Below are 12,778 nucleotides of genomic sequence, written 5' to 3' on the forward strand. Positions count from 1 at the left end.
TCAGCCGAACCGGCCGGTGATGTAATCCTGCGTGCGCCGGTCGGTCGGCGACGTGAAGATCTTGCTGGTGTCGTCGAACTCGATCAGCTCGCCGAGATACATGAAGGCGGTCTTGTCGGAGACGCGCGCCGCCTGCTGCATGTTGTGGGTGACGATCGCGATCGTGTAGTTCTCGGACAGCTCCTGGATCAGCTCCTCGACCTTGGCGGTCGAGATCGGGTCGAGCGCCGAGCAGGGCTCGTCGAACAAGATCACCTCGGGCCGCACCGCGACCGTGCGGGCGATGCAGAGGCGCTGCTGCTGGCCGCCGGAGAGCGACAGGCCGGAGGCGTTGAGCTTGTCCTTGACCTCGTTCCACAGCGCGCCGCCGCGCAGCGCCTTCTCGACGCGGTCGTCCATCTCGGACTTCGAGATCTTCTCATAGAGACGGATGCCGAAGGCGATGTTTTCGTAGATCGTCATCGGGAACGGCGTCGGCTTCTGGAACACCATGCCGACGCGGGCGCGCAGCAAATTGAGGTCCAGCTTGGGGTCGAGGACGTTGGTCTGGTCGAGCATGAGCTGACCGGTGACGCGCTGGCCCGGATAGAGGTCGTACATCCGATTGAAGATGCGCAGCAGGGTCGACTTGCCGCAGCCAGACGGGCCGATGAACGCCGTGACGCGGTTGGTGCCGAGCGCCAGATTGATGTTCTTCAGCGCGTGGTGCTCGCCGTAATAGAAATTGAGGTTGCGCACCGTCACCTTGGCCGGAGCTTCGGGCAGCACCGGCGCCTGGGGCAAACCACCGGCCGCGCTCATCGATACGGAAAGATCACTCATTTTGCGGTCCTCTCGGCGCTCAGAATGCGCGCGCCAATATTCAGGGCAAGAACGGTCAGGGTGATGAGCAGCGCGCCGCTCCAGGCGAGCTGCTTCCAGTAGGCGTAGGGGCTCTGCACGAAATTGTTGATGGTGACCGGCAGGTTCGCCATCGTCTTGTTCAGACCCAGGCTGAAGAACTGGTTCGACAGCGCGGTGAAGAGCAGCGGCGCGGTCTCGCCGGCGACGCGGGCGGTGGCCAGCATCACGCCGGTAATGAGGCCCGAGCGCGCCGCGCGATAGGCGATGCGCTTGATCACCAGCGAGCGCGGCAGGCCGAGCGCCGAGGCCGCCTCACGCAGTGCGTTCGGCACCAGCAGCAGCATGTCCTCGGTCGTGCGCAGCACCACCGGGATGACGATCACCGCAAGCGCGAGGCAGCCGGCAATCGCCGAGAAGCCGCGCATCGGCACCACCACCGCACCATAGATGAACAGGCCGATGATGATCGAGGGCGCCGAGAGCAGGATGTCGTTGATGAAGCGGATCACCGAGGTCAGGCGGTCGTTGCGGCCGTACTCGGCGAGATAGGTGCCGGCGAACAGACCGAGCGGCGCGCCGATGCCGACGCCGAGCACGGTCATGATGATCGAACCCACGATGGCGTTGCGCAGGCCGCCCTCGGTCGAGCCCGGAGGCGGCGTGTCCGCAACGAAGAGCTCCAGGTTCAGGCCGGCAATGCCGTTGTAGAGCAGCGTCATCAGGATCAGCGCGAGCCATGTGACGCCGAAGGCAGCGGCAGCCAGGCAGAGCACACGGATGACGATGTCCATGCGGCGGCGGCGTGCGTAGATCGGGTTCATGTTACTTCCCCGCCTTCTTTTCAAGACGCATCAGCATCAACCGTGCAGCCGCGAGCACGAAGAATGTCAGCACGAACAGCAGCAGGCCGAGCAGGATCAGGCCGGACTGGTGCAGGCCGTCGCTTTCGGCGAACTCCGATGCGATCGCCGCCGAGATCGTGGTGCCCGGGGCGAAGATCGACGACGAGATGCGGAACGAGTTGCCGATGATGAAGGTCACCGCCATGGTCTCGCCGAGCGCGCGGCCGAGCGCCAGCATGACACCGCCGATGACGCCGACGCGGGTATAGGGGATCACCACGCTGCGCACGACTTCCCAGGTGGTGCAGCCGACGCCGTAGGCGGCTTCCTTGAGCACCGGCGGCACCGTCTTGAACACGTCGACCGAGATCGAGGTGATGAAGGGCAGCACCATGATGGCGAGGATCAGCGCCGCGTTGAACAGGCTGAGATAGGACGGCGGGCCTGCGAAGATCGCGCCCAGCACCGGGATGCCGTCGAAGATCTTGATCATGAAGGGCTGGAACGTGTTGGCCAGGAACGGGCCGAGCACGAAGAAGCCCCACATGCCGTAGATGATCGAGGGAATGCCGGCGAGCAGCTCGATCGCCATGCCGATCGGGCGGCGCGCCCATTGCGGGCAGAGCTCGGTCAGAAAGATCGCAATGCCGAGACCGACCGGAATGGCGATCGCCATCGCGATGAAGGAGGTGATGAGCGTGCCGTAGATCGGGCCGAGCGCGCCGAGCACGGGCGGATCTGCCGACGGCGCCCAGCGCTGCGTCCACAGGAAGGCGAAGCCGTATTCCTTCATCGCCGGGAACGCGCCGACGATCAGCGAGATGATGATGCCACCGAGGATGAGGAGCACCGAGATCGCGGACAGCCGCGTGATCCAGTAGAAGGTGAGGTCGCCGAGCTTGAAGGCGCCCAAGGCCTTGGCGCGGTCATACGGTCCGGCGTCGTCGATTACATCGCTCTGAACGGCCATCTCTGCCACGCCGATCCCCTGTGCCCGTTTGATATACGCTTGTTGTCGGTCTTGTTGTTGGTCTTGCGCTCCGGATGCGGCGCGAGGCCGATCCGGAGCGGAGGTCTTGTGAGATCCCGGCGCCCAGTCCGGGACACAGAGCGCTTAGCTCTTGATCTCGGCAGCCCAGGTCTTCTCGATCAGTTGGACGACCGGGTCCGGCATCGGGATGTAGTCGAGCTCTTCAGCCGCCTTGCCGCCGCTCTTGAAGGCCCAGCGGAAGAACTTGATGGCTTCCTGCGAGGCTGCCTTGTCGGTGGCATCCTTGTGCATGAGGATGAAGGTCGCCGCCGTGATCGGCCAGGACTTGTCGCCGGGCTGGTCGGTCAGGATGACGTAGTAGCCGGGAGCCTTGGCCCAGTCGGCGTTGGAAGCGGCCGCCTGGAAGGCTTCGACCGTCGGCTGCACCGGCTTGCCGGCCTTGTTGACGAGGCCGGTGTAGGTCAGCTTGTTCTGCTTGGCATAGGCGTACTCGACGTAGCCGATCGAGTTCTTGGTCTGGCTGATGTTGCCCGACACGCCTTCGTTGCCCTTGGCGCCGACGCCGACCGGCCACTCGACCGCGGTGCCCTCACCGACCTTGCTCTTCCAGTCCGCGCTGGCCTTAGCGAGATAGTTGGTGAAGTTGAAGGTGGTGCCCGAACCATCCGAGCGGCGGACCACGGTGATCGCGTCCGACGGCAGCTTCACGTTCGGATTGAGCTTCTTGATCGCGGCGTCGTCCCACTTGGTGATCTTGCCGAGATAGATGCTGGCCAGGGTCTCGCCGTCGAACACCAGCTCGCCGGGCTTCACGCCCTCGATGTTGACGACCGGAACGATGGCGCCCATCACCATCGGCCACTGGACGAGGCCGTCCTTCTCGAGCTGCTCGGCCTTGAGCGGCGCGTCGCTGGCGCCGAAGGTCACGGTCTTGGCCTGGATCTGCTTGATGCCGCCGCCGGAGCCGATCGACTGGTAGTTCAGACCGTTGCCGGTCTCCTTCTTGTAGGCGTCAGCCCACTTGGAATAGATCGGGAACGGGAACGTCGCACCGGCACCCGTGATGTCGGCAGCAAACGCCGCCGTCGCCGATGCGGCGACCAAGCCGGCAGCGACGATAGTTTTGATGAAATTCATGGTGGTCTCCATACAGGGGAGCGAAGCGCCATCCGCGCCCGATCGCGCTCCCCGTGCCGCCCCTTTAGGAGCGGTCGGCTGTGCTTTTACGAAGGTTTCGTGACAGCTGGATGACACGGCCAAGCGATTGAAATCGCTTGAATATCAGGTCGAGGCCGCGGTCTTCGCCTGGGGAAAACAGGCCGTGAAAACGGCGCCCTGCTTGGGCACGCTCTCGATCAAAAGCCGGCCGCGATGGCGGTTAAGAATATGTTTCACCAGCGATAATCCGAGCCCCGTCCCGCCCTGCGAGCGGCTGTCACCGACGTCGACCCGGTAGAACCGCTCGGTCAGCCGCGGCAGATGCTCGGGCGCGATGCCGGGGCCGAAATCGCGGACCATGACCCGGATTTCCTGAGTTCCATCAGTGGCTGCCGCCGCGGCCAGCGACACGATGACACGTCCGCCCGACGCCCCGTATTTGAGCGCGTTCTCGATCAGGTTCTCGAACAGGCGGAGCAATTCCTCGCGGTCGCCCGCAATCATCACCGGGGTCTCAGGCAGATGGGTTTCGACCTCGACCTGGCGCTCCCGCGCCAGCGGCTCGAGCCCGTCGGCGACCTGGAAGATGATCGGCAGCAGGTCGACCAGGGTGTCGGGCCGCACATGGGCCGACAGCTCGACCCGCGACAGCGAGAGCAGATCGTCGATCAGGCGCGCCATCCGGGTCGCCTGGTTGTGCATGATGCCGAGGAACCGCTCGCGTGCCTTGGGATCGTCCTTGGCCTGGCCCTGGAGCGTGTCGATGAAGCCCGACAGCGCGGCGAGCGGCGTGCGCAGCTCGTGGCTGGCATTGGCGACGAAGTCTGCGCGCATCTCCTCGACCCGGCGCAGCGGCGTCTGGTCGTGGAAGGTCATCAGCATGCATTTGTCGGCGCCGCCGAAGGAGGTCGGCACCGGCACCGGCGTGATGGTCAGCTCCATCCAGCGGTCGACCGGGACATGGTCGAGATAGGTCGTGCGCCGCGGCTCGGTGGTGGCGATGGATTCACGCAGCGCGGTGATGATCTCCGGCGAGCGCAGCGCGAACTGGGCGAGCTCGTTCTTGCGCAGCGCCGGCGCCAGCTGGGCGGCGGCGGCATTGAGATGGATGACACGCCCGGCGCGGTCGAGCAGCACCGCCGGATCCGGCATGCCGGCGACGACCGCGGCCACCGCCGCGCTCTCGACCGGGTTGACGCGGCGGGTGTCGTCGCGCGAGGCGGCATTGTCGTGCAGCCTCCAAGGGATCAGCGCCGCGGCCGCGATGCAGAGGAACACCGTCGCCGCCCGCATCACCGACAATTCGCCGAGCGAGACCACCACCGACAGCGCCAGCGCCGCGGCGATCAGGATGACGGTCGAGTGCCGCAGCCGGTCGGACCAGGGCTGCGCGGAGGGAGAAGATGGTGCGTCGATCGCCATCGGGGCGGGCTTCTCCTAAAGGGGATGCGCCGGTCAGGCGCCGGTGTCGCTGCGCTCTCTCACATAGGCGGCTTCACGCGCCGGGCCGGGGTCGAGCTTGAGCGCCGCCTGCTGCAAGCGCTTCGATCGAGCGCCGATTATAACCTCGCGAAACGTCAGCAAGATTACAGATATGACGAAGGGGGAGAGATAATAGAGGACGCGGAACAGGAGCATGCCACCCAGCAGTTCCTCGCGGTCCATCTGCCAGAGGCCGACCAGCATGGCGGCATCGAACACGCCGAGCCCTCCCGGCGAGTGGCTGGCAAAACCGAGCAGCGTCGCCGAGACGAAGATCACCGCCACCACGACGAAGCCGAGATTGGGCTCGTCCGGGACCAGCACGTACATCGCCAGCGCACAGAAGCCGAGATCGATGATGCCAATGGCGATCTGGAGCAGCGTCAGCGGGCCGCCCGGCAGCACCACGGTCCAGGGCCCGCGGCCGACCACCCGCGGCTGGGTCCAGACCCAGACCACATAGGCGACCAGCCCCGCGATGATCATCATCGCCAGCATCCGGTTCAGCCAGGGCGGAAGCTGGTCGATCGCGGCAGCGGCTTCCGGATGGTAGGAGATGCCGAGGCCGAGCACCGCGGCATTGCCGAGCCAGAAGGTCAGGCCGGCGAGGAAGCAGATCTTTGCGACGTCGATCGCGTTCAGGCCATAGGCAGAATAGATGCGGTAGCGCACCGCGCCGCCGGTGAAGACGCTGGCGCCGACATTGTGGCCGATCGAATAGCTGGTGAAGGCGGCGAGCGCATTGATGCGGTAGGGCACATGGGCGTGGCCGATCGCGCGCACGGCGAACAGATCGTAGAAGGTCAGGGTGAAATAGCCCGCGGCCACGAACAGCGCCGCCATCGCGATCTGGCTCGGCTCGGTGCTCTTGATCGCTTCGAGGACCTCGTTGACGTCGATTCCCCGCAGCATGTGGTAGAGCACATAGCAAGCGATGCCGATGACCGCGACGCTGATCACAACTCCAAGCTTATGCAGGACTTGCTTCTGGCGCAGAAACGTCATCGCCCTGCGTATGGCTTCCAGCATCTAGACCTCGAACAACGCTTCAGCGGCCGGGGTGGCCGGCGGACAGGCGGACGACGCACAGGCATTCAACGAACCCTTGCCGCCGGCTCCGGCATCGCGCATGCCCCATGCCCTTCCACTAGCGCGTTTTGGGGCGGAGTGGAATTCAGCAATTCGAACAAAAACTCGTGCCTTCAATATTTTAGGCAGGGTTGCGGGCTCCTGATGCACTGATTGGCGCTTTCGGCGGCAAGACTGACGCGAATCTCCATGGCAATCCTGCGCAGGCGCCATGAAGTTTTGATGATTTCGACCGCACAATGTTCCGTCACGACTTAAGCCGACGTCAATCTATGGGCCGCCCCCGCCTGGCGAAAGAGGGGGTGGCCGGCGCTGTTGTTCAGGGATTTCAGGTGGGCCGAAAGGCCGCGGCGACGGTGGCGGCCTCAGGAAGCGATCGGAATCCGCCCCGGATCAGTGCCACGCGGAAGTGACGGCGGCCACGATTTCGTCGGTACCGGGAAAGTGGCCCTTGCTGCGGCTGGCGACAATGCTGTCGCCGACCCTGACCTGGAAGATCCCACCCTTGGCGGGCACAAGAGCCGCCTCCAGCGCCAGATGCTGCCGCAGCGCAGCAGCGGCGTCCTTGGCGCGCTTCTCGTAGCCGCAGGGACGGCAATAGATGATGGTCACATCAGCCATCTCGCCCGCCTTCAGGCAGCACGCTGCTGGCGCACGGCTTCGATGCCGGCGATCCAGCCGGCGACGGAGCGGCCGATCGCCTCGGGGTGATCCTCCTGGAGAAAGTGCAGCCCAGGTCCGAGGCGCACCAATGCGCAGTGATTCAGCGAGGCTGCGAACCGTTCGGCGAATTCGGGCGCGACGAGCGCGCCGGGCGTGCCCGAGAACAACAGCTTCGGATAGGACGATGCAGCCAGCGCCGCATGCGCGGATTGGAGCGTCTCGTAGACGTCGGCGGGCTCGCCTGCGATCGGCAGTTCGCGGGGGAAGGCGAGAACGGGCCGGCGGCTCTCCGGCGTGGGGAATGGCGCACGGTAAGGCGCCATCTCGTCCTCGCCGAGCTTGCGAACGATGCCACCGGGCAGCACGCGTTCGACGAACGCGTTCGCCTCGAGGATCATCGCTTCGCCCTCGCCCGGCGTCCTGAATTTGCGGAACGCCGCCCTCGCCGCCTCGGCGTGGTCCTGCTCCTCCGCGACCTCGGTGTGGTGAAAGTCCTGCCAGGTCGGCATCGGGCGGATGAACTCCATGAAGGCAAGGCCGCGCACGAAATCCGGCCGGCGCGCGGCGAGATGGAACGCGAGCGCGGTGCCCCAGTCCTGCGCGACGAGATAGGCCGATTTGATGCCGCGCTGTTCGATGAATGCATCGAGATAGCGGACGTGGTCGACGAAGCGATAGCCGATGTCGGGCTTGCCGGACTGGCCGAAGCCGACGAGATCGGGCGCGATGCAATGTGCGACCGGCGATACAAGCGGCAGGATGTTGCGCCAGATATGCGACGACGTCGGGTTGCCGTGCAGGAACAGGGCAGCGGGCGCATCGCGATCTCCCGCCTCGCGATAGGCCATCGTGCTTCCCAGCACGGACGCTTTGAGAATCTCGATTTCAGTTGGCTTGCTCATGTCAGCTCCCTGAAGACGGTTTGAAAGGCGATGGTCTTGAAACGTTCGAGGGCGTTGGGATTGCGGTCGACCTTCATGCGCAGGATCGCGCCCTGCCAGGACGCGAGCAGGAAATCGGCAAGCTCTTCGGGCTCGAAATCGGATGCGATCTCGCGGCACGTCTGGGCGTCCCTGATGCAGGCGGCGAACGGCGCGCGCCATTGCGCGAAGATTTCGGCGAGACGCGCGCGCAGCATTTCGCTGCTGGCTGATGCCTCCAGGCTGAGGTCACCGATCAGGCAGCCACGGCCATAGCCGTCGACCTCCAGCCGGCCGGTGATGATGTCGAGATAGCGCCGCAGCCGCGCGCGCGGCGTCAGCGAGGTGTCGTCGAGCGCCTCCGCGACCAGCCCCCTCGTGGTGTCGAAGTAGCGGTCGAGCACCTCGGAGGCGAACACCTCTTTGGAGCGAAAATGGTTGGTGAAGGACCCCTGCGGCGCGCCTGCCGCAGCGGTGACGTCGCGCACGCTGGTGCCGTGATAGCCGGTCCTGAACATGACCTTCAGGCCGGCATCGAGGATGGCGTCTTTGAGTGAGGGCTTTGGCATAAGGAAAATAATACGTACGTACGTATTAATGTCAAGCGCATTGCGATCGTTTGGCAATTTGCTTGCCGATCAAGCCGTTATCGCAATGTTGGATAGAGGCCCGCCCTCCGAGCGAACCTGAAGACCTAAGCCGCCGGCTGGCTCCGCGAGACCACCCTGTCGCGCAGCCAGGCGCCGATGGTGCAGCCGACGAGGTAGCAGGCGAACATGACCAGCCCGAGATCGAGCCAATAGCCGAAGCGGCCGGGCACCACATGCGCGAACGAGGCTGCGACCAAGGCGGCGGCAAGCACGGCGAGCCAGCGCGCGGTCACCTTCGAGGTGCCGTTGCCGCGCTGGACCACCGAGATCCAGCCCATGCAAAAGCCCAGCAGCAGCGAGCCGATCAGCCAGCCCAGATGGAACGAGACGAGATAGGGCATCATCACCTCACCAGAAATTCGATGCGGCGGTTCTGCGCCTTGCCTTCATCGGTGTCATTGCCGGCGAGGGGTTGCGTGGCGCCATAGCCGACCGGAGTGAAGCGGGTGGCCGGCAGCCCGGCCTTGACCAGATAGTCGATCACGGCCTGCGCGCGCTTCTCCGAGAGAGCCTGATTGAAGGAGTCCTCACCGTCGGCATCGGTGTGCCCGGCCACCTCGATATTGGTGGTGGGGCAGCGCAGCGCCGTCTCGATCAGGTGGTCGAGAATGCCGGCGGAATCCGGGTCGATGTCGGCGCGTTTCGTTGCGAAGCGGATCTTGCCCTTGTTCAGGAGCTCCGTGAACAATTGCTGGCAGACCGTGCCGTCGACCGGGCCCGCGGCAGGCTTCACCGTAATCTCCGGCTTGTACTGCCAGTTCTTCGGGAAGTCCTTGCCGAGGCCTGCGCGGATGTCGTTGGCGGCCCCTTCATAGAGCGCGTCGCCCGACAGCTTCACCTCGCGATCGGACACCACGAGCGTACCGGTCGACAGCCGCGACAGCCCGCCGAGCGCTGTGACCACGGCAGTATTGAAGGAGCCGGGTGCGCCGACGCTGGCCTTGAGATTGTCGACGACCTTTTCGGTGAAGAACTTTCGCGAGGCACTCGTTGCAATGGCCGCGTGCACGTTGTTGTCAGGCACGTAGCCCGTCAGCGTCACGGTCGCGGCGACCGGGTCCTTGTAGGCCTGGAAGATGTAGGGCGGCGCCTTGACATCGTTGGCGGCGACCGAAAAGCCCTCCGGCAGGTTCTTGAGCGCGGCCGCGATCGCCTCACGGCCGCCGAGGTCGCGCGCCATGCCCGACAGATTGACCTTGGTGTCGGTGATCGTGATCCTGCCGTCCTTGAGCTTGCCGATCTGGTCGAGCAGCAGCATCGCGGCCGCCTCGAACCGCGGCGGCGCGCCGCGCGCGAGACCCATCTGATCGGCGACCTCGGTCCCGTTGACCTCCTTGCGCGCGGCCTCGGTCAGGCGCGCCTTCATCGACGGCAGGGGCGCGGAGCCGGACAGCGTCACCCGCACCACGTCACGCTCGGCATTCCAGACGAAGGGCGTTGCTTCGGGAACAAGGCGGGTCCGGTCGTCGACCAGGCGCACGCCCGGGACGAGCTCGACCGCCATCACGGCATCGCGGCGCCCCTCCTCGGAAAAGGCGTCCGCGGCCAGGCCGACGTCCCGGCCGTCGACCGCGATCCGGGTCTTGTCCAGAACGGTCTCCTTGAGCGCGGCCGAGCTGCGGGCGGATAGGTCCGCCTCGACCGGCAAGGTATTATTCCAGGCCGCAAATCCCCACATGACGGCCAGGGGGATCAGCCCTGGCCACCATTTGCTGGCCCACCTGAAAAGCTTCTGCATTCAACGACCCGAACTCTGGAACCGGAGACAAAACAAACCCTTGGCGGGCTGTCAAACCGGAAATGATGCCCTTCCGAAGGCCATGCGTCGACAATTGGAATAACTTTTTCTTCAAGGGTTCTTCCGTAAGTTGAAAGTGGAATGCCAGAGTTCGCCAGCCGGTCATGAAACAACTCCGAAACAACGTCATCCGCGCCGGGCTGGGGGCACTCTATTTCAGCGGGGCGCACCACCTGTTGCGCCCGCTCTTGTCGGGCGTCGGCGCCATTTTCATGCTGCACCATGTGCGGCCGGCCCGCGAGGCCGCGTTCCAGCCGAACCGGCACCTCGAAGTCACCCCCGATTTCCTGCGCGCCACGCTGAGCCATTTGCGCTCGCGCGGGATCGACATCGTCAGCATGGACGAGCTGCATGAGCGGCTGGTGCAGGGCCGGTTCACCCGCCCCTTCGCCGCCTTCACCCTCGACGACGGCTACCGCGACAATCTCGAATTCGCGCTGCCGGTTCTGCGCGAATTTGACGCGCCCTTGGCCGTCTATGTCGCGAGCGAGTTTGCCGAGGGCACCGGACGTCTGTGGTGGACCGCGCTGGAAACCGTGATCGCGAAGGCCGAACACATCGACATCCAGATCGGCAATTCCGCGCTGCGGCTGGATGCAACGACCCCCGCCGCAAAACAAATGGCGTTCGACCGCCTGCACGATTGGCTGCGCGCGCTGCCGGGGGAACATGATCTCAAGCGCGAGATCGAGGCGCTCTGCGCCAGATACGACGTCGACATGGCCGCACTGTGCCGCAGCCTGTGCCTGTCCTGGGACGAGGTGAAGGCATTTGCCGCCGATCCGCTGGTCACGATCGGCGCGCACACCATCAGCCATTGCAATCTCGCCAGGCAGAGCGAGGGGATCGCCGCACAGGAGATGGCGGTAAGCCGCGCGCGGATCGAGCAGGCGCTCGGCCGTACCGTGCTGCACTTCGCCTACCCCTATGGCGACCGCGAAGCCGCGGGCGAGCGCGAATTCGCTCTCGCTGCATCGGCCGGCTTCAAGACCGCGGTGACGACCCGGCCCGGCATGCTGTTCGCAGAAAATGCCGGCCACATGACCGCGCTGCCGCGCGTCTCGCTCAACGGCAATTACCAGGACGCGCGAATTTTGCCGGTGCTGACCTCAGGCGCCGCGACCGCGATGTGGAACGGCTTTCGCCGGATTGCGGCGGCGTAGCCACGCTGTCGTCCCGGCGAACGCCGGGACCCATACCGCGGAATCCATCGATTACATTTGGTAGAAGTACCGAACGACGAGTCTTCGCCAAACTACTCCCTGTGGTTATGGGTCCCGGCGTTCGCCGGGACGACACCGAGTGAGTTGGACCGCAGCCGCGCCACTCTCGCGCCTTCCTTGACTCCCCTCTCCGCCGCGCTCAAAACGTCGCCAACCAAGGGAGGCTCCATGTTCAACGATCTGTTCTCGCTCAAAGGCCGTGTCGCGCTCGTGACCGGCGGGTCGCGCGGCATCGGCAAGATGATCGCGGCGGGCTTCCTCGCGCAAGGCGCGGCGAAGGTCTACATCACCGCGCGCAAGGCCGGGCCGTGCGAGGCGACGGCGAAAGAGCTCTCCGCCCAATATGAGGGCGAATGCATCGCGCTGCCGATCGACATCTCGACCATCGAAGGCTGCGACAGGCTGGCCTCCGAGATCATCAAGCTGGAGCCGAAGCTCGACATCCTCGTCAACAATGCGGGCGCAGCCTGGGGCGCGGAGTTCGACGAATTCCCGGAGAGCGGCTGGGACAAGGTGATGGACCTCAACGTCAAGTCGCTGTTCTTCCTGACCAAGGCACTGGCAAAGCCGCTGCGCGCGGCGGCCTCGCACGAGCGGCCGGCCAAGGTGATCAACATCGCCTCGGTGGACGGCATCTTCGTCAATCCGAGCGAGACCTATTCCTACGCCGCCAGCAAGGCCGCCGTGATCCATCTGACGCGGCGCATGGCGACGAAGCTGATCAAGGACAACATCAACGTCACCGCGATCGCACCGGGCGCGTTCAAGTCCGACATGAACCGCGCCGCGCGCGACCATGCGGACGAGGTCGCCAAGCGCATTCCGGCGCGGCGTATCGGAACCGATGAGGACATGGCCGGCGTGGCGATCTATCTCGCCTCGCGCGCGGGTGATTACGTGGTCGGCAACACCATCGCGGTGGATGGCGGCGTGGTGTACGCGAATGCGGGGCTGGAGATCGCCGGGTAGGCGGGGCGTTTCAGCACAGAGCGCGCGTCACACTCCGCAGTCATGCCCCGGCTTGACCGGGGCATCCAGTACGCTGCAGCGTCTCGATCTATCTCTGCCGCCTCTGGAATACTGGATCACCCGCTCCAGTGCGCAATCGCGCACAAGGCG

13 protein-coding genes are annotated in these 12,778 nt (G+C 65.1%); 2 read left to right on the plus strand and 11 right to left on the minus strand.

Annotated features, from left to right (window positions below):
- The 11 genes from pstB to AB7245_RS43415 form a co-directional block, all read right to left on the minus strand.
- A complete protein-coding gene (gene pstB, locus AB7245_RS43365) occupies window positions 1-822 on the minus strand; it encodes a phosphate ABC transporter ATP-binding protein PstB (protein ID WP_063979878.1) in 822 nt (273 codons plus the stop codon).
- Window positions 819-1,664, minus strand: coding sequence for a phosphate ABC transporter permease PstA (gene pstA / locus AB7245_RS43370; protein WP_063979879.1), 846 nt, complete (start codon window positions 1,662-1,664; stop codon window positions 819-821). Before pstA ends, pstB begins: the two co-directional genes overlap by 4 nt.
- A gap of 1 nt (window position 1,665) precedes the next feature.
- A complete protein-coding gene (gene pstC, locus AB7245_RS43375) occupies window positions 1,666-2,655 on the minus strand; it encodes a phosphate ABC transporter permease subunit PstC (protein ID WP_085399617.1) in 990 nt (329 codons plus the stop codon).
- A 144-nt stretch (window positions 2,656-2,799) separates the two neighbouring features.
- Window positions 2,800-3,813: a phosphate ABC transporter substrate-binding protein PstS gene (gene pstS, locus AB7245_RS43380; RefSeq protein ID WP_063985930.1), complete on the minus strand. Its 1,014-nt coding sequence runs from the start codon at window positions 3,811-3,813 to the stop codon at window positions 2,800-2,802.
- 144 nt (window positions 3,814-3,957) lie between these two features.
- Window positions 3,958-5,256, minus strand: coding sequence for an ATP-binding protein (locus AB7245_RS43385; RefSeq protein ID WP_085399616.1), 1,299 nt, complete (start codon window positions 5,254-5,256; stop codon window positions 3,958-3,960).
- A 33-nt stretch (window positions 5,257-5,289) separates the two neighbouring features.
- On the minus strand, window positions 5,290-6,345 hold the full coding sequence (locus AB7245_RS43390) for a lysylphosphatidylglycerol synthase domain-containing protein (protein ID WP_063979882.1): 1,056 nt from the start codon (window positions 6,343-6,345) through the stop codon (window positions 5,290-5,292).
- A gap of 453 nt (window positions 6,346-6,798) precedes the next feature.
- Window positions 6,799-7,026 carry an Rdx family protein gene (locus AB7245_RS43395; protein ID WP_085399615.1) on the minus strand — a complete coding sequence of 76 codons (228 nt, stop codon included), beginning with the start codon at window positions 7,024-7,026 and terminating at the stop codon, window positions 6,799-6,801.
- Window positions 7,027-7,037: 11 nt separating this feature from the next.
- Complete coding sequence (locus tag AB7245_RS43400) at window positions 7,038-7,970, minus strand: haloalkane dehalogenase (protein WP_085399614.1); 933 nt, start codon at window positions 7,968-7,970, stop codon at window positions 7,038-7,040.
- The gene (locus AB7245_RS43405) at window positions 7,967-8,557 is read right to left on the minus strand and encodes a TetR/AcrR family transcriptional regulator (RefSeq protein WP_085399613.1); all 591 of its coding nucleotides are present in this window, start codon (window positions 8,555-8,557) and stop codon (window positions 7,967-7,969) included. Before AB7245_RS43405 ends, AB7245_RS43400 begins: the two co-directional genes overlap by 4 nt.
- A gap of 125 nt (window positions 8,558-8,682) precedes the next feature.
- On the minus strand, window positions 8,683-8,979 hold the full coding sequence (locus AB7245_RS43410) for a hypothetical protein (protein WP_063979886.1): 297 nt from the start codon (window positions 8,977-8,979) through the stop codon (window positions 8,683-8,685).
- 2 nt (window positions 8,980-8,981) lie between these two features.
- Entirely contained in the window at window positions 8,982-10,376 is a 1,395-nt protein-coding gene (locus AB7245_RS43415; RefSeq protein WP_085399612.1) for an OmpA family protein, read from the minus strand.
- Between the two features lie 164 nt (window positions 10,377-10,540).
- On the opposite strand from AB7245_RS43415, the gene AB7245_RS43420 reads away from it, so the two are divergent.
- Together AB7245_RS43420 and AB7245_RS43425 are read left to right on the plus strand one after the other, a co-directional pair.
- Complete coding sequence (locus AB7245_RS43420) at window positions 10,541-11,599, plus strand: polysaccharide deacetylase family protein (RefSeq protein ID WP_085399611.1); 1,059 nt, start codon at window positions 10,541-10,543, stop codon at window positions 11,597-11,599.
- 228 nt (window positions 11,600-11,827) lie between these two features.
- The gene (locus tag AB7245_RS43425; RefSeq protein WP_085399610.1) at window positions 11,828-12,628 is read left to right on the plus strand and encodes an SDR family oxidoreductase; all 801 of its coding nucleotides are present in this window, start codon (window positions 11,828-11,830) and stop codon (window positions 12,626-12,628) included.
- Window positions 12,629-12,778: the final 150 nt, after the last annotated feature.

This window comes from Bradyrhizobium sp. 604_D8_N2_3 (genome assembly GCF_051810765.1).
Lineage (GTDB): Bacteria > Pseudomonadota > Alphaproteobacteria > Rhizobiales > Xanthobacteraceae > Bradyrhizobium > Bradyrhizobium barranii.